This window comes from Schaalia sp. JY-X159 (assembly GCF_014525425.1).
In the GTDB taxonomy this organism is placed as follows: domain Bacteria; phylum Actinomycetota; class Actinomycetes; order Actinomycetales; family Actinomycetaceae; genus Scrofimicrobium.
On record NZ_JACEXI010000003.1, the window covers coordinates 138,450 to 158,376 of the forward strand.

A 19,927-nucleotide genomic window follows, 5' to 3' on the forward strand; every position below is an offset into this window, starting at 1 on the left:
AGTATAGTCGTCGGCGACGGAGCGGATCTAGAGGCCTGTTTTTGGGCGTGGCGCAAGCCTGAATCCGGAGCGATCCGGCGCTTGTCACCTGGTTCGATTGCCCCGAAGATCCGCGAAATAGCAACGAAAACTCGAAAGGTTTCACCTTGAGTACTACAACCGCCCCCGTGCTTACGGACCTCATTCCAGCCAGTCGTGTGAAAGATGCCGCACTGGTGATGGGGGGCACAGCATTGCTGGCTGTCACCTCACAAATCGTCGTACCGCTGTGGTTTACGCCGGTGCCACTGTCGCTTGCAACCTTCTCTGTCCTGCTGGTTGGAGCCGCCCTCGGACCGCTTCGTGGTGGGTTGTCGATGGGCCTCTATATGGTGCTTGGCCTAGTGGGGGTCCCGGTGTTCGCCGGTTTCTCTTCGGGGGCGGCATCGGCCTCGTTCGGGTACATCCTTGGCTACGTGCTGGCCGGGATTGCCGTTGGCTTCCTGGCGCGACGCGCGGCGGATCGCCGGGTGTTGTCGGCGTTTGTGATGGCTGTGGTCGGATCTGCTCTGATCTATGCCGTGGGGGTGCCGTGGCTGATGATTTCGCTGGGGGTGGGGGTGCGCGAGGGGCTGATGCTGGGACTCGCGCCCTTCCTGGTCGGCGATGCGATCAAGGCGGTGCTGGCTAGTGCGGTGCTGCCGGCCGCGTGGAAGCTCGTCGGCGGCGCGGCCCGCTAACCTGCGCCCCACCGCCCCACCGCCCCACCGCGAAATCGCTTAACTTCGCCAGATCCGGACGAGATAACATTGTTATGTGACGGAGTTAAGCGATTTCGCGGTGGCGCCCCGCCCACGGCCGCCGACTCTCCGGCCCCGACCCCGGCGAGGGTCGCCCCGCCCACGGCCGCCCCCTCTCCGCGCACGGCCGACCGTAGCCCCGCCCACGGCCGCCGCAGCCGACCACCTCTCCGCGAGATCGAATAATATCGCCAATTTCGGAGACAATAACACCGTTATGTGGCGATACTATTCGATCTCGCGGAGAGGCGTTCGGGCTCGCACTCGTTCGCACAGTCCACCCGCAGCTGCGGTCCCCGATCGGCCTCGCAGCCTGCGGCTAGGAGGCGATCCCGCGAAATGTATACGTGGGGGCGAAATGTGCCTCGCGGGTACGTACCCCAGACGATGTTTTGGCCCCAACGTAAACATTTCGCGGCGAGGGGAGGTCGAGGGCGCCAGATTTGCCGGGCCGGGGGCTGAGACGTGGGTTGGCAACAGCTGTCACGACTCCGGATAGGCCTCCAGAAGGTCTTCTGGGCTGAAGCATATGACCCCGTCGACCTCGGAACCGCACCGGGATAATGCCAGGAGCGGGGTGTCGGGCTGGGAGCCTGGAACTTCTTGGCGCTGCGCTTGGAGCCTTCGCAAGTCTTTCACATTGAAGGGCTTAGCCTCCCGCCACTTGATTGACCCGATGGCCAAGACTGATGACGCGACAGGAGAATCATCCGTCACAACGATGTCGACTTCCGTGCTGTTGGTCCGGGTCCAGTAGGCACCGATCGCGCCCGGGGTGCCATTGGGCGCCGTGATCATCGGTGGTGATAGTCGGCTGAGTGCGTCCCGGAGGACCGATTCGATCACGCGGCCGCGCCAAGACGTCCACGAGCTGCCGATCCTGGCAAGGACTCGGTCCCCCCGACCTCGCTCAATTTCACCAATGTAGGGTCCCAAAAACGTGAGCCAAAAGCTCAAGTATGGGTCTGCGACGCGGTACCTCTTGTTCCGAGAAGTGGCAGTGGAAAGGGGGATTTCGGCCTCGACCACGTGTTTGGCAATCAGTAGGTCGAGTGAGCGTTTCAAACTGGTGGGTTGTAGATTTCCCGACGCGCGAGCAATGTTTGCAAAAGTACGCTCACCGCTTCCTATTGCCTGAAGAACCGTCTTGGCTTGGGCCTCTGATGGGAACTCTGCAGCCAATGATCGTTCCGCTGAAACCAGTAGTGCCGAGGTCGGATCAACGACCGCTTCTTCTAAGTAGTCCCAGAGGCTCATGCTGTAACCCCACTCGGAGCAAATAAGGGGGAGCCCCCCGGAAACCAAGTACGCCTCAAAGGAGTCAGCCGGGTGCAGGCCAATCATCTTGCCCACCTCCCTGGGGTTGAGCGCGGGCACGACCATTTCGGTCGCGCGCGTTTGCAAGTGTCCTTCGCGGGCGTCCCCAAACCCTCAGACCGTCGAATTGGGCCTGAACCGGGCCCCTCAGCCGCGAAATGTATATGTGGGGACGAAATGTGCCTCGCGGGTACCTACCCCAGACGATGTTTTGGCCCCCACGTATACATTTCACGGTGGCGGCCGAGGGCGTGGGTGTTGCGGGGCCTCCCCGAGGGCGCACCGGCGGCACGCCCCAAAGCCTGCCTACTTCCAGTCCACCCCCGGCGAGCGGTGCCAGTTCACGCCCATCGCATTCCACCACGCACTTTCGGGGGCGATCCTGCCCGCAAACGACTCCCATTCCAAGGCCCCACGGGCCGACCAACCGACCTCCGCCGCCGCAGCCAAACGTGGCAACAACATGTACGTCATGGCATCAAACCCGTGGATATACTCCGTCCACACCGTCGCTTCAACGCCAACCACGTCCTCTTCCGGGACGCCCTCGACCTGAGTGACGGGATCCCATTCGTAGGAATCGCGCAACTCCACATACCCCGACCAGTCCTGGCCATGCGGTGTGTCGGCGTCATACTGCATGTCAAAGTAAACGTGGTTGGCCGGAGAAAGAAGCAGCTGGCCGCCCTCGGACACTGCCTTCGCCATGTCCTCCCGAGTCAGCCGCGGATCCCAGAACTGGTAGATCATGTTCCCCGGAAGCCCCGCCCCGGCCGCTTCCTGCCAGGCCACGGGACGTTTGCCGGTTTCGCGGGCGATCTTCTCTGCCATCGTCACCAGCTCGTTGTAGTTGCCCAAGTCCATCTCCAGCGCCTCATCGCCCCCAATGTGGATGTAGGGGCCAACCGTCTGCTCCGCCATCGAGTTGATGACATCGCGCAGGAACGGCTCCGTTGGCGGCAAGTCCGGATACAACTTGCTGAAACCAACCTTGGCCCCGTCGTATGCGGGGGTCGGTTCGCCACTTGGGGTCAGTTCGCCATAGACATGGGTCGCGGCGTTGGTGTGTCCCGGCAGGTCAAACTCCGGAACCACCGTCACCCCACGGGCAGCCGCGTAGTGTTGAATATCCGCGAAATCTTCTACCGTGTAGAAACCGGCATCGCCGCCAGCACCTGCGGTTACACCAGAAATTTCCGTGAGTGCTTCGCGTCCCGGAATCTCCAGACGCCACCCCTGGTCATCCGTGAGGTGCAGGTGCAGAGTGTTCATCTTGTACGTCGCCAGCAGATCCACCACCGTCTTGACCTCATCGACGGTGTAGAAGGAACGCACAACGTCCATGCTCAGTCCACGCCACGGGAACCGGGGCACATCTTCGACGAGGACGGCTGGGATCACCCATCCCCCGTCCTCGCCCGGTGTCACCATCTGGCGCAATGTGGCAAGCGCCCAGTTCAGACCGCGTGGGGTCGTGGCGCTAAGAGTGACGAGGTCGGAGGTGACTTCAAGTCGGTAGGCCTCATCGCTCATGTCGAGGGCGCCCTCGTCAACCGCTCCTTGTGGAGGCAGGACCAGACGGATCTCGCGGGTGTTGTCGCCGCCCTCGGACGTAGATGCAACGGGCAACGTGAGCCCAGTTGTTTGCGAGAGGACCTTGGCGGCGACCTCCGCGACCTCTGTGGCTGCCGGATCAGCGACGATGACGACCTTGTCGTCGAGGGCGAACGGCGGGGTGCCAAGCAAATCAACACTGACAGGGAGTGGGACCAAGTTTAGAGCATTCATGGCACCCAGTTTAGGGGTGCCCGAAGGATCTGGGCTGGCAGGACACCACGCCCCGCCCGGGCGGCCGAGGTCGGGCGACGGCCCGGCCCGGGGTCGCCCTACCGCATCAGCGGCCGCACCTCATCAAACCCACCGGCCTTCACCGCCTCCAGCGGATCACCATCAAAGACCATCACCTGGCCATCGGCATTGTCCCAGCGAGGCCACCCCGGATCACCCTGCTCGATGATGCGGACCGCTGCCTGGTGCATCGTGGTAGCGAGTTCCTGGGAAGGGTGGTCGCCCAGCAACTTCGCCACTCGCGGCGCATCCAAACAATCAAACCAGAACGGTACGTCCGAGCAGTGCCCGGCCAATCCCGTCGTTGGTTGCCTAAATGAGTACTGGTACACCCAGGTTTGCGCACCTCCGCGGACCATTGCAACCCGCAGCAAGGGGACGCGGAAGAGGGAGTCCGTCAGATACCTTCCCATCAGGTCAGCGTTGCCGCGAGCAACCACGTCGGCGTTCGCGCGGGCATAGGCAGCAAATGTGCCACCCGGCGCTCCCACCAGCTGCCTGAGCACCGAGCGCGGAACCCAGCGCATGAGCTTCTTCTGTCCTTCGAAGATCATTGTGAACTCGTCATCTGTCGCGCCGATGAGCAGGTGCTTCCCGCTGCCGACACCCAACGCCATCGACTCGAGGGTCGGCCGCTTCAGCAGGGTCCCGTCAATCACAGGCCCAAAAGGCAGGCCGCCGTTGACGATCTTGCGCAGCTCTGCGATGCTGGCGCCGCCGATCTTGCTCTGTGCTTCCTCAATCGCGGATTCAGGAACTGCGTCCAAGGCTTCCCGCGACGCCGGAACGTCCAGGGCAGCGCCAATCTTCTTCGCTGTTGCCCGTGCATCTGCTTCGGGGATATCCACTAGGGCGCCGGACACCGAGATGGCGCGGTGGAACAGTGATTGCGCCGACTCCATGCCGAGCAGGGTCAGCACCGCGCCTCCGCCAGCGGACTGGCCCGCAATCGTCACGTTCCCCGGGTCACCGCCGAAGGCCGCGATGTTGTTCTGCACCCACCGCAGCGCGGCCAGCCAGTCGAGGATCCCGCGGTTCTGCGGGGCGCCCTCGACCCAACCGAAACCAAGGAAACCCAAACGGTAAGAAATGGTGACTGTGACGACGCCATCCCTGTTGAAGGACTGCCCGTCATACCAGGGACTTGCCGGGGATCCCGCGGTGAAGCCACCCCCGTGAATCCACACCATGACCGGCAGCGAGGCCGAATCGTCACCCGGTGCCGGAGTGAACACGTTGACATTCAGCGTCGAGTCACCCGGCAGCGCTGGCTCCGGGATTAGTGAGTCTTCTGAGTCGGTCCTCTGCGCCGTCGCGCCGTAGTGGAGCGCCTCACGGATTTCGCTCCACGGTGCGACGGGTTGCGGCTCCGCGAAACGCAAGGAGCCGACGGGAGGCTGGGCAAAAGGAATCCCCAAGAACGCGGCACTGTCAGCCCCTTCATTCTGTCTCCAGAAACCCCGAACGGGGCCGCATGGGGGATGGGCGTCGGCGTACACGAAGAGCTCACCGTTAGTCATCACGCAATTCTATGTCGACCCTCCGACAATCGCAGGCGTTCAGCATCGCCCGGCGTTCACCACCAGGCCACCTGGCTGCGGCCTTCCCGGACTCTGTCCGCTCTTTATAGAAGGGGCTGGGGGTGGTGTCTTAGGGCCCTTCATGAAAGGGGCTGTAGGTGGTGGTTGAATCCTCCGGTGTGGAGGAGGGCGTGGTGGATGTAGTTTTGGAGGTTTCGAAATCCTAGGACGGTGCCACGGAGGTGTTCGAGGGGCCGGTCGGGCTTAGCGAGCCAGTTAGGGCATACGGAGCCGGCTATGCCATAGGGAGCAGGTCGGGCTTGCATAACGGTGTGATTCGGGGGTGAGTGAGCCTAGTCGGCTCCGTATGCCCCAACTGGCTCCGCAATGCTGGGGAACCCCGCGGGCGCCTTGCACTGGGGCCGCCCCACCTCCGTCGGGGCAGCCCCACCTACACCCGCGGCACCAACCGCGTGTGTCAAACTGCTTGTGAGTCCGGGTTGGGAGATGTGGACCCATGACTGCTACGCCACAGGGGCTGCAGCGTCAGTGATGGAAACCTGAGTGCCGGCGGCGGGGACTTGGATGCTGCCGCCGGGCGCTTGGGTGCTAGCGACGGGGACTTGGATGCCCGGCCGCTCGGGGTACCCGAGCATTACGGAGCCGGTTGCGCCTTACGGAGCGGGTTATGCCTAACGGAGCGAGTTTGGCTCCATTTGGCCTTGAATCACACCGTTATGCATGCCAAACTCGCTCCGTTAGGCGTAACCCGCTCCGTTATGACGCGGGGTAGCGCCAGCACCAACCTCAACAACAAGAAAACACCAGCCCTCCGACTCCAAACAGCCTGGCAGCCCGCGCATGCTCACCCCCGCCTCCGCGAGATCGAATAGTATCGACAGTTTCGGGTCCAATAACATCGTTATGTGTCGATACTATTCGATCTCGCGGTTTGAGGTGGGTAGTGACGGCAACGGTGGCCTGTCGGAGAGGCGAGAAGGATACCCGCAGTCTCTTCTGCGACCAGCCAACAGTCAACTTACAGAAGAGCCACTCTGTCCGCGCGTCCTTGGTCCCCTCCGGGGTCCTCGGAGCTGCGCGGGTAGAGAATGCGGGCTTGCTGGCCCCGAAAGACCCCCTCTAGGGGACCGCGGCGCCTGTGTGGGACCGAGGCGGGGCGCACGCCGCCTGTGTGGGACCGAGGTGCCTGTGTAGGACCGAGGCGGGGCGCACGCCGCCTGTGTGGGACCGAGGTGCCTGTGCGGGGCCAAGGCGGGGCGCACGCCAGCGGCGCCGACCCCACACACTCAGGGGCCGGCTGAATATTCTCCGGCGTTGGTGTTTTACTTTCCGGCGCCCGCCACGGGCAGCCAGATAGAGAACACGGTGCGCCCCGGGATACTATCCAAGGTCACCGTGCCCCCGGAGTTGCGGATGATCTGCTCGGTGATGGAAAGCCCCAGGCCGGTGCTGCGCGGCGCAGCTTCCCCCGGCGCGCATGTGTCCGCCAGTGGAGAACGAGCAGCATCCCCACGCACAAACCTGTCGAAAACCGTCTGAGCGAGGTCTGGCGGTATGCCTGGGCCATCGTCCTCGACCCGAATCACGCACTGCACATCAGTGCTCATCGCAAGGGACACGCAGACCGTTGTGCCTTCCGGTGTGTGCAGCCGAGCATTGGTAATGAGGTTCGTCAAAGCCTGCCGGAGGGCGTCCTCGGGAATAGCCGCCTCAATGTGGGCCGCATCGTCCGCTACTTCGATGCGCCAGGACTTGTCGGCGCCGGTGACGCGGGCATCTGAGACGCACTCGAGGATGATCGGTGCGACCAGGGCGCTTCCTTCGGGAGCAACCTCTCCCGCGTCCAGTCGGGCCAGAAGCAACAGGTTTTCAACGATTGACGCCATTCGTTTCGATTCGGAGCGGATCCGGTCAAGGGAGCGGCGAACGTCCTCGGGCAACTCATCATTGTGACGTTGCGCGAACTCCGCGTAGCCGCTGACCGTGGCAAGTGGAGTGCGCAGTTCATGGCCAGCATCAGCCGCGAACCGCTTCAACTTCTCTTCGGACTGCTCGCGGTGGACGAGGGCGTGTTCGACGTGGTCCATCATCTGGTTGAAGGATTCGGCCAGGTCCCCAACTTCGGTTCCCGGTAGGTACTCACTACCGGTGACTCGTTCAGGGAGGGTGACAACACCACTGGCCAGGGGTGTTTCGCTGATTGTTGCCGCGGTTGCCTGCAGGGCGCGCAAGGGACGCAAAGTGCGTCTGACCATCATGGCCGACGCGACGGACGCAACCAGGATGCCAGCCAGTGCGGTGAGGGCAAAGAGGCTGACCAGGTTGCGGGTGGTTCGCGCAACATCGCTAAGTGACTGCCCAACAATGGCGTATCCGTCATTTTCGCCATCGGTGACTGCTTGGGCTAGGACCCGGTACATCCCCAGTTCACCGAGATAGACGTTGTAGGGGCCCGGCTCCTCATGAACACTGGCGAGGAGTGTCGCGATGGTGTCCTGATCCAACCGAACCAGGTTCCCATCTGCCGTCATGACCTGTGCCTCCCAGGTCTTTCCACCCACAACAATCAGGTTGAGTGCGCCGATACGCTGGTTCTCAGTTGTCCCGTCCTCATCAACCCAGAAACTCTCAGCTTGGTCGGGCACGCCGGGACCCAGATTGAGGGCCATCGATTTGGCCAGTTGTTCGTCAACCCGTCGCACCAGACTGTCGTTCTGCAGCGTGACGGTCACGGCCCCAATCACGACGGTGACAAGGACGAGGACGATTGAAATTAGCGCCACCAACCTGACCTGGAAGGATGCGCCGACAGTCTGCTTAGTCATCATCCGCCGGCCGCCTCCTCATCACCGGGCCTAATCGAGTATCCCACTCCGCGCAGGGTGTGGATCATCTCAGGGCCCAGCGCATCGATCTTCTTGCGTAGGTAGGAAACATAGATTTCAACCACGTTGGCGTTGCCGTCGAAGTTGTAGTCCCACACTCGCTCCAGGATCTGTGCTTTAGAAAGGACGTGCCTGGGGTTTTCCATCAGGTAGTTGAGGAGCGAGAATTCAGTGGCCGTTAGTTTGATTTGGGTCCCCGCCCTCGTCACCTCATGGGTTTGTGGATCCAAGACCAGGTCGCCAACCACCAGGCGGGTGTCCTCTGCTTCCACAATGGATATCACTCGTCTGCGGGCCATCGCGCGCAGACGCAGCACTACTTCTTCCAAGCTGAACGGCTTGGTGACATAGTCGTCCCCACCTGCTGAAAGACCTTCCAGCTTGTCCTGCAACTCGTCCTTCGCGGTCAAGAAGAGGACGGGCACATCGTCCCCGCGAGCCCGGAGCCTGCGCACCACCTCCACCCCGTCAATCCCAGGAATCATGATGTCCATGATCACGACGTCCGGGGAGGCATCGCGCGCCAGTGCGAGGGCGTCATTCCCGTGGGTTGCACTGTGTGTCTCCCACCCTTCCGCCCGCATCGCCATGGTGAGGAGTTCGTTGAGGAGGGGGTCGTCCTCAACCACCATCACTCGGATGGGGGAGCCGTCGAGGTGAGTAAGGGCGGTCTGCTCGTTGTTCATGCCCAAATCCTACGTTTGATCGGAGGTTCCACCCATTTGCTCAGGTGTGCCGCCGCCGGGACCCCCTGCTGGAGGTTCGCCTGTGGGCGGCTCACCACCTTCGGGCATGGTTCCCGAGGGCGGCTCGCCCATCTGGCCCTGCCCGCCCATCTGGCCCTGCCCGCCCATCTGGCCCGGTCCGCCCATTCCCATCGCGCCACCTTCCAGCGTAGCTGTGGCTTCGACCGAGGACGATCCCGTGGAGACAGTCACGACATCGCCCTCGGCCAAATCTGGGGAGGAATAGAAGACATATCCGAAGGCGCGCGGCGTGGCCGTATCGCGGAGTGCGGCATTGTTAGCTGTGATCGTCACGGTTTCAGACCCGCTGGCCGTAGTGGAGACAAAGGCCTGTTCGACGACCGAGGGCGTCTGCTCCATCTGCCCCGCCGACAGGGCTAGGACGTCGCCGCCACTGAGCGTGAATGTGCCATTGGCATCGAATGCGCCGTCACCACCGCTGCTGGTGCCGAAGACCGTCACTTCTCCGCCGCTAATGGTGAGGTTTCCGTTGGAGTCAATACCGTCGCCTTGCGCATCGATTGTCACGGTGCCCCCGTAGAGGACCAGGTTGGAGCCGTCATCACCCATCGAAGCGCCGCCCATTTGTCCACCCGTCTGTCCCGCTCCGCGCGCAGCCGTGGCCGCGTCAGCGGTGTCGGTTTGAGTGTCCGTGGCCGCGTCAGCGGTTTCCTCCGTCGTGGTTGATCCGACCGTGGCATTGAGCCCGTCATCGCTTGAAGTGACGTCAAGAATCCCGCCACCAACCAGGATGTTTTGTGCTTCAACGCCCTCAACCGAGCCGGTAACAGTCACGGTTCCACCGCTGAATAGGGCATCGGAAATGACATCGAGGCCGTCGTCTCCGGCTTGTACCGTGACGTTGCCGTCGCTGATCAGGAAGTAGCCACGATCGGCTTCGTCCTCGTTGGTCGTCTTTAAGCCGTCGCCGATGGACGTGACGTCAACGTCCCCACCCGTGATGACCAGCGCATCTTTCCCGCGCAACCCATCATCGGCGGCGGTCACGGTGAGCGACCCCCCGGTGATGACGAGGTCGTCCTTGGAGGCAATCCCGTCAGAACCGTTGCCGGTCACTTCCAGGGAGCCCTCGCCGGTGATATTGAGATCGACATGCGAGAAGAGGGCTGCGTCTTCGTCTGCGTCCTCGGCATAGGTTGCGGCGTCGGAGATGGAGTTCTGAGATCCAGCAGCCAACTGGACTTCCACTCCATCCGCACTGGTGAGAAGGACTGCCGGTCCCTCCGTGTTATCTATGGTCACACCGTCGAAGACCAGTGTCACCTGGGCGTCATCACCGGCGTCGACAACCAGCTGGCCCTGGTAGGTGCCGGTGACGGTGTAGGTGCCGGCCGCGGTAATCGTCACGGCTCCCGGTTCAATGCTCACACCGGACGAGGATGAAGAAATGGCGGCTCCGGTGTCCTTCAACGTAATGGTTTGGGGCTGTTGCGCGGCCCGCACGTCCTCGTCCACCGTCCAGTAGTCGTGGTTCTGTGCCACCGCTTCCTCAACTGTCATGGAGCGGTCGGAAACGTTTGCAACAGACTGGCTGGTTGCCTGATCAGAACGCAGCCCCGCGCTGGTTGCGGACTGCTCGCCGGACGCCTCTCCAGAAGATGTGCAACCAACCAGCAGTGCGGAGGTCAGCGTCAGTGCCGCCAAGGTTGGAGCGGGGCGGAGCCATCCGCCATTTGACTGTCGTAGTGTGCGGCTGTTTGTGACTGCACGGATGTGGGTGGTCATTTCGTCTCCGAGGGGGTAACAAGTGCCTGCAAGGAGCGGTGCCAGCGGTTCGCGGGCAACCTGGGGTCAAGCAGGGCGGCGCCGGTGCAGTACTTCGAGATCGGCTGGGGGCGGATCCCCTGATCCCACAGAAGATGGTTGACAGAGTTTGAGACGAAGCGGCTCTTTGTTTCGATGATTCCTGCCGTGGGGCGAAAGACCATGGCGTGAGGTTCGCCATAACCGTCCTCGCGCAACTGTTCCCAGTACAGGGCGGTATCCACGGTGGTCCTGGTTGGGCAGAAGTAGCCTGGTGAGACGTAAGTGGAGCGTTGGAAGCCCGTGGCGATGGACGGTGACAGTGTGCGTGCCACGGTGTGATCGATCTGTGCCCTGCGCAACACGGATTCGACGAATTGGATGTCCTTTTTATCCAGTTGATCGAGCCGGTCGAAGTCGTGGGGGATACGCGCTTTCTCAGTGATGCCTCGCGACCCCCGCACTTTGACTTCTAAGAAGGCTTGCTCGGAGTCCAGGTAGGCGCGGGTCCTCACCTTGAATCTCTTGCGACGTTCCGTGGCAGCGGCTTGGTAGCACCCGAGTCGCGGAGTATCGAAGTAAACCGAGTGGTAGGCGAACCGCTGCAGATCACCGATCTGCAGGATCCGTGAGCCCGGCGGTAGCAGTGAGGGAAAGTCCTCCACCGTTTCTGCGTCAACCAGATATTTGGTATCGACACGCGCTTGGAGAGAGGCGATGGAGTTGAGGTCTGCCAAGCCGATGGGAGGTAGGGTCTGCGTGGTTGTGGACGCGGGCGCGGGACGCAGCGGGGTTGCGATGCTCATCGAGTTGCCTCCGATACTAGGTGGATGGTTTTGGTGGGGCGGGTGCGGCGATCAGGTTCGGTTTGGAGCGGCTGCGAATGCTTGTCTCGCACCCAGCGGACGTCGATCAGGGTCGTGTCGTTGACCAGGTCGACGCTGATGACACGCAGGTTCGTGACCGTTGCACCCAGCAGTTTCTCAACGTGGCGGGCCAGTTCGTCCTCGTTCGTGAACGCGTGATCCAAACGCATCTCTTCTTGACGTGACGCCGGGAGGATCTTTCGTGAGTCAACCAGCGCCACAACGACTAGGACGAGGGCGATGAGGGCGGATGAAGTGAGAGGATCTCCGGAACCAAGGCCTGCAATCAGGCCGATCGATAGGGCCGAGAAGTAGTAGGCGACCTCGTACTGAGAGATCTCAGTGGAGCGGAGCCGGATGATGGACAGGACACCGAAAAGTCCCATGCCAACCCCGATCCCAATCGAAGCGCTGCCAAGAATCGACGCGACGGCGAAAACACCAATGTTGAGGACAGCAAATGCCGTGACCAGGTCACGACGGTGGTGGCGGCGGTAGTAGAGGGGGATGGTGAGAATGAAGATGGCCACAAGGTCTATGGCGATCATGATTTCTGCACTCATGGTGTCCTTTCGGGTTCCATCACTGGGTGATGAGCTGATGCTGTAATCAAAGGCGCCGAACCTTGGAGGGAGCTTGGAAGAAGCTCAGGGGTGGCTGAGAAACCTCTGGGTTGGTCGGAACATGCGGCTCGTGGGTGCTCGACCTCGTGGAATATGAACGGGAGCCCAAATATCTGGGTACGCTTGGGAAGTCGGAATATTCAATGAGGAGTAAGCATGTGCACAGTGTGCATTTGGGCTAGAAAGGGTCAACCGGTTTTCTCGGCACGGAACATGGACTGGGCCATGGATATGGACACGGACCTGTGGGTGATTCCGGCGGGGCGACACCATCGAGCTGGGCCAGAGTCGGAAGCGAACGTCCTCGAGTGGACATCAAAATACGGATCGGTAGCCGCAAGCGCCTACGGGATCGGTACGGCTGACGGGTTGAACGAGGCGGGTCTGGCGGCGTCTGCCCTGTGGCTTTCCGAGTCCACTTATGGTCCGCGGGATGAGTCGCTGCCGCTGATGGTGATTTCGTTCTGGTGTCAGTACTACTTGGACAACTTCGCGACTGTGGCGCAGGCCGTGGCTGATTTTGAGACCAGTCCTTACCAGCTGCAGACGGCGGAAATCACGCCGGGTCGCTCAACGACGATTCATTTGCAGCTCAGTGATGCAACGGGGGATGTGGCGGTACTCGAGGTGATAGATGGGGCTTTCACCATCCACCACGGAACGGAGTTCACGGTGCTGACAAACTCTCCGACCTATGACCAGCAGCTGGAGAACCTCAAGAAGTACAAGGGGTTCGGGGGTGACCTTCCACTGCCGGGAACGACAGCGCCGGTGGACAGGTTTGTGCGGGCGTCCTACTACGTGGGTGCTTTGCCAACGACGGAGAGCCCGGATAAGGCGGCCGCCGAAATCCTTTCGGTAGTCCGCAATGCTGCACAGCCCTACGGCACAGTGGATCCGGAGCGTCCCAATGTTGCGCCAACAATTTGGACGACGATTCGCGACCACACCGATCTGCGCTACTACTTCCAGGCGAGTACCAGCCCGTACCCGGTGTGGTTGGACTTCTCAAAGTTGGACGTCTCGGTGGGGGCGCCCGTCAAGTGCTTGAAGTTGGACGGGTCGGAGGCGCAACTCGGTAACCAGTCTGATGCGCTGGTTGACACGGACTTGTTCGACTTCTCTGTCGGGTGAGCTGACTCACTCCGGGGTTTTCTTGGAGTTGTCTTGGAATCGGCCTCGTAGTTTCTAAGACATGAATGACTCCGAGAAGAACCAGGTAAGCAATCCAAACGACGACACAGCGGTACTCGGTGGGGACACTCCGACCGAGACGTTTGCGGCGCCCATAACCCCGGGTGCGCCAGACCCTCATGCACCAGCCTCACAGTCGACCCCCGGGGTAGCCGACCCTCAGGCGGCTGCCCTCGAATCGCCCGTGTCGGCGCAGGTCCGTCCGGAGCAGCCCGTGAGCCGCAAGATGGGGATTGCCTCCTTCGTGATCGCAATCGCCGGGGCATCGGTCGCGTTCCTTGCTCTGATCCTTGCCATAGCGGGACTAGTCAGCGGTGGTCACGATGGTCGTGATGGTCGCGGCGGGCGCGCAGACTGGTCAAGCGATACAACGATCAGCCAGTTTAAGGAGCGCGAAACCGGGGGAGCCCGCGGTGGTCGGGAACGCATTGAGATGAGTGAAGAAACCTTCACTCGCGAAGGCGGTCGCGGCGATCGGGGCATGCGCAGCGAGCGCTTGCTCGAGGAGTCCGTTGTTGAAGAGGGAGCCCAGTCCTAAGGAACGGATTGCCCGGTAGCGAGCTTCGCCGTCCTCACCTCCGGGCGCGCCATCTTCACCACCGCACCCGCCCGTGCCTTTAGGGGGCCGGGTACGCCTTGGCGAGCCAGCCCGGCTTGCATAACGGTGTGATTCCAGGCGAGCTGGGCCTAGCGGGCTCGCTATGGCCGACCCGGCCCTGTTGGTCGGACCCGTTGGCCGCTCTAGCGCGGTGACGCGGCTGGCACGACCAGCAGGAATGTCGTGCCGGCTGCATCGGTGCGTTCAACCAGCACACGCCCTCCCAACCTCTCAGCAATGTCGCGCACCAGGGAGAGACCCAACCCAAAGCCGCGGCGGCTCGCGTCCCCCCTTGAGAAACGCTCAAAGATCTGATCGGTCGCGGTACCAACGATGCCGCTTCCTTGGTCACTGACCCGGATCTCCACGTGCGGCCCCACCTGTCGCGCTGTGACGTTGACAGTCGAGTTGGCCGGGGAGTGCCCAAGCGCATTATCCAGAAGAATGACGAGGGCACGAACCATAGCGGTGGGCGTGGCCAAGACAAAAACGCCCTCGTCCACATGGACCGCAACGCTCACATTGTCCACCTGGCTGACCCCCGCGGTGAGACGGGCCGCTTCCGACGCCGCAGCGGAAACGTCGACCGCAACGGCCTTCTCAGGTCCAACGCTCGTTGCTTCTGCAGCAAGAAGCAGGTCACTGAGAATCTGCTCTAGTGCTCCCGCATCGCGACGCAGCTCCTTGAGCACGCCCTCGACGTCACCACCACGATCCAGTCGGTGTTGCGCCAGTTGAATGCGGCTGTCGAGGGTGGTTAGTGGCGTGCGCAGCTCGTGACTGGCGTCAGCAATGAAATTTCTCTGCACCCGCAACGCTTCGGCGAGGGGCTGGGTCGCGCTTCGGGATGCAAACCAGGCAACAAGAGCCAGGAGGATAATCCCGACTAGCGCCAGGGCAATGATCAGGGGGACGACCTCTCCGACGTTGACAACACGCTCGGCCCATTCCCCGCGTCCCCCACCTCGCCTGGGAGGGCGTGAGCCGCCGGGAGCTTCGCGGGAAACTGCAACCAGGAGCAGCAGTGTGACGAGGGCGATCGCCGCAATAACCAGGGTGGCGGTGACACCGACGGCAGCCCCGACACGTAGCGCGGCGCGGCGCACCTGGCGGTCATCCGTAGCCGAGGGACCCGCGCTCTCGCGCGTTGCTGAAGGGCCCGAGTTCGGGGGACCCGCCTTGTCGCGTGTGCCCGACTGCCCGGCCTCAACACCATGATCCCGCATGTGTCCCCCTTCCTACTCGCCGTCCCCCAGACGATAGCCCTTCCCCCGCACCGTCTCAATCAGGCTGCGCGTCGTCTTCGAGCGGATGTAGTGAACGTAGGTCTCAACGGCTGAGTTTGACTCGCCGCGAGAGAACGCCCCGTCCAACAGTTCCTCACGCGTAAATATGTGGTTGGGACTTGCCGACAGCAGCTCCAGCAAGCGGTTCTCCTGGTCCGTCAAGACCACCCTGAAACCCGTTGGTGAAAAAAGGCTCCGCGTCTCCGGGGTGTAGAGCCACTCCCCAATGTAACGGCGCTTCCCCTCAGTGCGGAAGGCTCGGCGCAGTGCCCGCAGCCGCGCCTGCAGCTCATCAAAATCAAACGGCTTCACCAGGTAGTCGTTGGCGCCACCATCCAACCCGTCAACTCGGTCCGCAACAGCCCCCAACGCAGTGAGCAGCAGGATCGGAGTGTTGATGTGAGCGGTGCGAAGCCGGCTCACCAGTTCAGTGCCGTCCATTCCAGGCAGTCGCCGGTCAATGACCATGACATCGTAGGGGCGTTTCAGTGCGGATTGCAGCGCGTCTTCGGCGTTGTCAAAATGGTCAATCCGGTAGTGCTCAGAAAGAACTTCGACCACCATCTGTGCGATGGCGTCCTCGTCCTCAACATAGAGAAGACGAGGACGAGGGGCGGACCCCACCCCACGCAACACCACCGGGTCCGCCATCGCCCTGACCTACTCGAACTGCGAGCGGACGAACTCGATAACCTCACGGTCGAAGGTGTCGTCTGAGTGGTGCTGGTTCACCCACTGCGTGAATGAGCCCCCAACCACGTCGTCCAACTCCGCGCGACACAAATCAGGGTCGGTGACAACGCGGTACAGCATCTCCTCGGCCTCAGCTTTGCTGCCGTACAGGAACGGGTAGCCCTCCGGAAGGAGCGACCTCGCCCACTCTTCATCCGGGAAAACCCCAATGACACCCGCGCCGAGTTCCTCAACGTAGGACAGACCATAGGATTCCTCCGAGGCCGTCGCCAGGAACGCGGTCGTGTGCGACAGTGAATCCCAGTACGAGGAACGTGTTGAAGTCAGCGGCCCCACCCAAACCCAAGGGATCTGCGATGCGCGCATTGCTTTCTCACTGACCAGGCTGGTCTCTTCCAAACGCATCTCAACCTCAAGTGGAGTGCGCTTGTGGACGCGGTCCACAATCTCCAGGAAAAGGTCGGGACGTTTGACAGGCGTCAGATAGATGGCTGGGTAACGGACGACCGGAACCTCAGTCGCCACCCTGGGTTTGACGTGGTCCAGGCGGAAGCCCAAGTTCACCCACCCCAGATTCAGCTTCCGGGCAAACGGCTGAATGGTTTGCTTATGGACCAGCTCGCGGACTTCAGAAGCGGTGCGCTCAGAGTTCGCGAAAGTGGGAAAGAGGGCGCTCGAGAGGGCGACCGCAGCCGACTGTTCAACGTGTTCAAGGTGAGCAACGGGCCACCACACAAAGTTCATGATCTGTGGCGGGATCCCTCCAGATTCACTGTAAATCTGGTTCCACATGGCCGGGGAATCAACGACGTCCATGTTGATAATCACCGTGTCTGTGGGGTCGATGAACTCTAGGGGGACGACGTCGAAGCCGTCACACTGGCTGAACTCTGGCCCGATAACCTGAGCCCCTGGGAAGAGCCTGAGGAAACGTCGTACCAACGTTGCCCCCGCATCGAATCCGGCGACCCGACCGTCCTCGGTAATTTCCGTCTGATTGCGCTTGATCGCGATTCTCATGGCCTAAACTCCCTTCCCACTCACGGCGGCGGACGCTGTTCCCGGGGTTGCCGCGCGATTGCGGGCCTCAGGCAGCGGCGTTTCGCCAACCTCATCGTTCTTCGCATCTTCAGTATCGTCTAGAGAGTCGCCCGGGATGCGCATTCCGTAGAAGGAACGGTAAATGAAGAAGTTTGCAACCACGAAGAATACCGCAGCCAAGACATGGACCATTGTTCCTAGCCCCTGGTTCGTGAGGCTGACAGCTAACTCAACTGCCAGCAGACCGAACAGGGTGGTGAACTTGATGACGGGGTTGAGGGCGACCGAGGACGTGTCCTTGTAGGGGTCGCCAACCGTGTCACCAACGATCGTTGCATCGTGGAGGGCGGTGCCTTTGGCATGCAGATCGACCTCGACCACCTTCTTCGCGTTGTCCCACGCGCCGCCGGCATTCGCCATGAAAATCGCCTGGTAGAGCCCGAAAATAGCGATCGACATCAGGTAGCCGATGAATAAGAACGGTTCGACGAAGGCAAATGACAACGTAATGAAGAAGACTGCTAAGAAGATGTTGAGCATGCCCTGTTGCGCGTACTCCGTGCAGATCTCCACGACCTTCTTCGAATCTTCTTCAGAAGCCTTCTTTGACTTGCTGTCCAGCTTGATGTGGCCCTTGATGAACTCGACGGCTCGGTAGGCGCCGGTGGTGACCGCCTGGATGGAGGCACCCGAGAACCAGTAGATCACCGCGCCACCCAGGATAAAGCCCAGCATGAACGGCGCGTGCATGATTGACAGCTTGTCGAGGTTGTCGATGAGGCCGTTTGTGAGGCCAATGATGATGGAGAAGATCATCGTGGTCGCGCCGACAACAGCGGTGCCGATGAGGACGGGCTTCGCCGTTGCCTTGAAGGTGTTGCCAGCCCCGTCGTTCTCTTCCAGCATTAGTTTGGCCTTGGACCATTCGGGCTTGTAACCGTAGTCCTTCTCAATCTGCTCATCGATCCCGGGGATCTGTTCAATCTGCGACAGTTCGAACACAGACTGGGCGTTGTCCGTAACGGGCCCGTATGAATCAACCGCGATGGTAACCGGGCCCATACCGAGGAATCCGAAGGCCACCAAACCAAACGCGAACACTGCGGGAGCCTGCATGAACTCGCCTAGGCCCAACCCAGAGACAAGGAACGCAACCGACATAAGACCAACAATCGCAATTCCAAGCCAGTATGCGGAGAAGTTACCCGCAACCAGGCCAGAAAGGATGTTCAGCGACGGTCCGCCCTCTTTCGAACTCTTCACAGTTTCACGGACGTGTCGTGAAGAGGTGGAGGTGAATGCCTTCACCAACTCGGGGATGAGGGCGCCCGCAAGCGTTCCACAGGTGATGATTGCGGCCAGTTTCCAGCCGAGGCCGTCGTGGGCCCCGCCCAAGACCAGGGCAGTGATGCCGAAGGTGACGGCGATGCAGACGATGGAGGTAATCCACACCAATGAAGACAGGGGAGCCTCAAAGTCCATGCGGGAAGCGTTTTTGTACTTCGCGTTGGTGATTGCTGCATTGATGGCGTAGGCGATACCGGACGCCACCAGCATCGCTGCGCGGACAACGAAAATCCACACTAGGAGCGTGGCCTGCATCTGGGGATCTTCTACAGCCAGAATGATGAAGGTTACGAGGGCGACACCCGTGACGCCGTAGGTTTCGAAGCCGTCAGCCGAGGGGCCGACGGAGTCACCGGCGTTGTCGCCCACACAGTCGGCGATGACGCCGGGGTTGCGGGGATCGTCCTCGTCGATCTTGAAGACGATCTTCATGAGGTCGGACCCGATGTCGGCGATCTTTGTGAAGATGCCGCCCGCGATACGGAGGGCGGACGCGCCCAGAGACTCGCCGATTGCGAAGCCGATGAAGCAGGCGCCGCCGATGGCAGGCGGGAGGATCAGCAGGATGATGAGCATCATGAACAGCTCAAGCGAAATCAGCACCATGCCGATCGACATGCCAGCCTGCATGGGAATCTTGTGGAGGGGCAGCGGCTTACCGCGCACTGATGCGAACGCCATGCGGGAGTTGGCGAAGGTGTTGACGCGGATGCCGAACCAGGCAACGGCATAGGAGCCGGCCATGCCCAGCAGTGAGAAGAAGACGATGATGAGTGTTCGACCCCAGGTGAAATGGGTGAGGAACTTGTAGTAGATGACGATCACCGTCGTGATGAAGATCCACAGAATCATCAAGAAGCGGCCCTGCTTGAAGAGGTAGGCCTTGCATGTCTCGTAGATCAGCTCGGAGATTTCCAGCATCGACTTGTGGACAGGCAGGCCGCGCAGCATTGCGTAGGAGCGAATGCCGAAACCGAACCCGAGGAGACAAATGACTAGTGAAATCCATAGGAGCGCGGTGCCGCTGGTGCCCATCCACACTGTTGCCTGACTGAGGTCGGGCAGTGCGAGGGCGGCTTCCCCGCCGTGGGCTGTATTTTCGCCGCCAGCGCCGCTACTTGTCGCTGAGCAGCCCACAAGAAGTCCTGCGCCCAGCAGAGTCCCGATCACCCCCACTCCCAAGCGCGCCGTTGTTCGTGGTCGTTTGCCGGAATGTGGCAGTGCAGGTTGCATTTTTTTCCCAGTGAAAAAGTCCCGATTTGGAAGGCCCTTTTTGGCCGCTTATCCGATTTTGGGTCTCTTGAAGCCCGTTCGGAAGCCCTTGAAGCCCATCTAATAGTAGGGCTTCAAGGGGTGCGGTCTGGGAGAATTTTCACGTTTGCAACGCGCCCCGAGAGGA

The 19,927-nt window shown here is 61.4% G+C and carries 15 protein-coding genes; 3 read left to right on the forward strand and 12 right to left on the reverse strand.

Annotated elements, in window-relative coordinates; genetic code table 11:
* Positions 1 to 146 precede the first annotated feature (146 nt).
* The gene (locus tag IDL90_RS06205; protein WP_223175231.1) at positions 147 to 719 is read left to right on the forward strand and encodes a biotin transporter BioY; all 573 of its coding nucleotides are present in this window, start codon (positions 147 to 149) and stop codon (positions 717 to 719) included.
* 543 nt (positions 720 to 1,262) lie between these two features.
* Here the strand turns inward: IDL90_RS06205 and IDL90_RS06210 are convergent.
* The 8 genes from IDL90_RS06210 to IDL90_RS06245 all read right to left on the reverse strand — a co-directional run bounded on the left by IDL90_RS06210 (position 1,263) and on the right by IDL90_RS06245 (position 12,309).
* Complete coding sequence (locus IDL90_RS06210; protein ID WP_223175232.1) at positions 1,263 to 2,183, reverse strand: DUF234 domain-containing protein; 921 nt, start codon at positions 2,181 to 2,183, stop codon at positions 1,263 to 1,265.
* Positions 2,184 to 2,402: 219 nt separating this feature from the next.
* Entirely contained in the window at positions 2,403 to 3,884 is a 1,482-nt protein-coding gene (locus tag IDL90_RS06215; protein WP_187994807.1) for a family 20 glycosylhydrolase, read from the reverse strand.
* 98 nt (positions 3,885 to 3,982) lie between these two features.
* On the reverse strand, positions 3,983 to 5,464 hold the full coding sequence (locus IDL90_RS06220) for a carboxylesterase/lipase family protein (protein ID WP_187994808.1): 1,482 nt from the start codon (positions 5,462 to 5,464) through the stop codon (positions 3,983 to 3,985).
* Between the two features lie 1,343 nt (positions 5,465 to 6,807).
* Positions 6,808 to 8,313 (reverse strand): cell wall metabolism sensor histidine kinase WalK, encoded by a 1,506-nt coding sequence (locus tag IDL90_RS06225; protein WP_187994809.1) that lies wholly within the window; start codon positions 8,311 to 8,313, stop codon positions 6,808 to 6,810.
* Positions 8,310 to 9,056, reverse strand: coding sequence for a response regulator transcription factor (locus tag IDL90_RS06230; RefSeq protein ID WP_182141241.1), 747 nt, complete (start codon positions 9,054 to 9,056; stop codon positions 8,310 to 8,312). The genes IDL90_RS06225 and IDL90_RS06230 overlap by 4 nt, the downstream gene beginning before the upstream one ends.
* Before the next feature lie 9 nt (positions 9,057 to 9,065).
* Positions 9,066 to 10,862 carry a carbohydrate-binding domain-containing protein gene (locus tag IDL90_RS06235; protein WP_187994810.1) on the reverse strand — a complete coding sequence of 599 codons (1,797 nt, stop codon included), beginning with the start codon at positions 10,860 to 10,862 and terminating at the stop codon, positions 9,066 to 9,068.
* On the reverse strand, positions 10,859 to 11,686 hold the full coding sequence (locus IDL90_RS06240; RefSeq protein ID WP_187994811.1) for a polyphosphate polymerase domain-containing protein: 828 nt from the start codon (positions 11,684 to 11,686) through the stop codon (positions 10,859 to 10,861). The genes IDL90_RS06235 and IDL90_RS06240 overlap by 4 nt, the downstream gene beginning before the upstream one ends.
* Positions 11,683 to 12,309, reverse strand: coding sequence for a DUF4956 domain-containing protein (locus tag IDL90_RS06245; RefSeq protein WP_187994812.1), 627 nt, complete (start codon positions 12,307 to 12,309; stop codon positions 11,683 to 11,685). Before IDL90_RS06245 ends, IDL90_RS06240 begins: the two co-directional genes overlap by 4 nt.
* A gap of 216 nt (positions 12,310 to 12,525) precedes the next feature.
* On the opposite strand from IDL90_RS06245, the gene IDL90_RS06250 reads away from it, so the two are divergent.
* A complete protein-coding gene (locus tag IDL90_RS06250; protein WP_262509087.1) occupies positions 12,526 to 13,503 on the forward strand; it encodes a linear amide C-N hydrolase in 978 nt (325 codons plus the stop codon).
* A gap of 61 nt (positions 13,504 to 13,564) precedes the next feature.
* Positions 13,565 to 14,101, forward strand: a complete 537-nt coding sequence (locus tag IDL90_RS06255) for a hypothetical protein (protein ID WP_182141236.1) — start codon at positions 13,565 to 13,567, stop codon at positions 14,099 to 14,101.
* A 203-nt stretch (positions 14,102 to 14,304) separates the two neighbouring features.
* Here the strand turns inward: IDL90_RS06255 and IDL90_RS06260 are convergent, their stop codons facing one another.
* The 4 genes from IDL90_RS06260 to IDL90_RS06275 are packed head-to-tail and all read right to left on the reverse strand — an operon-like array spanning position 14,305 to position 19,761.
* Positions 14,305 to 15,387 (reverse strand): sensor histidine kinase KdpD, encoded by a 1,083-nt coding sequence (locus IDL90_RS06260; RefSeq protein WP_182141235.1) that lies wholly within the window; start codon positions 15,385 to 15,387, stop codon positions 14,305 to 14,307.
* A 12-nt stretch (positions 15,388 to 15,399) separates the two neighbouring features.
* Positions 15,400 to 16,098 (reverse strand): response regulator transcription factor, encoded by a 699-nt coding sequence (locus IDL90_RS06265; protein ID WP_182141234.1) that lies wholly within the window; start codon positions 16,096 to 16,098, stop codon positions 15,400 to 15,402.
* Positions 16,099 to 16,107: 9 nt separating this feature from the next.
* Entirely contained in the window at positions 16,108 to 17,160 is a 1,053-nt protein-coding gene (locus IDL90_RS06270) for a glycosyltransferase family 1 protein (RefSeq protein WP_182141233.1), read from the reverse strand.
* Between the two features lie 3 nt (positions 17,161 to 17,163).
* The gene (locus IDL90_RS06275) at positions 17,164 to 19,761 is read right to left on the reverse strand and encodes a sodium-translocating pyrophosphatase (RefSeq protein WP_182141232.1); all 2,598 of its coding nucleotides are present in this window, start codon (positions 19,759 to 19,761) and stop codon (positions 17,164 to 17,166) included.
* Between the last annotated feature and the right edge of the window lie 166 nt (positions 19,762 to 19,927).

Bases quoted from the DNA above. Each gene is read 5' to 3' on its own strand.
- IDL90_RS06275 (WP_182141232.1), bottom strand. From the start codon at position 19,761: ATGCAACCTGCACTGCCACATTCCGGCAAACGACCACGAACAACGGCG.
- IDL90_RS06255 (WP_182141236.1), top strand. From the start codon at position 13,565: ATGAATGACTCCGAGAAGAACCAGGTAAGCAATCCAAACGACGACACA.
- IDL90_RS06215 (WP_187994807.1), bottom strand. From the start codon at position 3,884: ATGAATGCTCTAAACTTGGTCCCACTCCCTGTCAGTGTTGATTTGCTT.
- IDL90_RS06250 (WP_262509087.1), top strand. From the start codon at position 12,526: ATGTGCACAGTGTGCATTTGGGCTAGAAAGGGTCAACCGGTTTTCTCG.
- IDL90_RS06265 (WP_182141234.1), bottom strand. From the start codon at position 16,098: ATGGCGGACCCGGTGGTGTTGCGTGGGGTGGGGTCCGCCCCTCGTCCT.
- IDL90_RS06225 (WP_187994809.1), bottom strand. From the start codon at position 8,313: ATGATGACTAAGCAGACTGTCGGCGCATCCTTCCAGGTCAGGTTGGTG.
- IDL90_RS06260 (WP_182141235.1), bottom strand. From the start codon at position 15,387: ATGCGGGATCATGGTGTTGAGGCCGGGCAGTCGGGCACACGCGACAAG.
- IDL90_RS06220 (WP_187994808.1), bottom strand. From the start codon at position 5,464: ATGACTAACGGTGAGCTCTTCGTGTACGCCGACGCCCATCCCCCATGC.
- IDL90_RS06235 (WP_187994810.1), bottom strand. From the start codon at position 10,862: ATGACCACCCACATCCGTGCAGTCACAAACAGCCGCACACTACGACAG.
- IDL90_RS06240 (WP_187994811.1), bottom strand. From the start codon at position 11,686: ATGAGCATCGCAACCCCGCTGCGTCCCGCGCCCGCGTCCACAACCACG.
- IDL90_RS06245 (WP_187994812.1), bottom strand. From the start codon at position 12,309: ATGAGTGCAGAAATCATGATCGCCATAGACCTTGTGGCCATCTTCATT.
- IDL90_RS06230 (WP_182141241.1), bottom strand. From the start codon at position 9,056: ATGAACAACGAGCAGACCGCCCTTACTCACCTCGACGGCTCCCCCATC.
- IDL90_RS06270 (WP_182141233.1), bottom strand. From the start codon at position 17,160: ATGAGAATCGCGATCAAGCGCAATCAGACGGAAATTACCGAGGACGGT.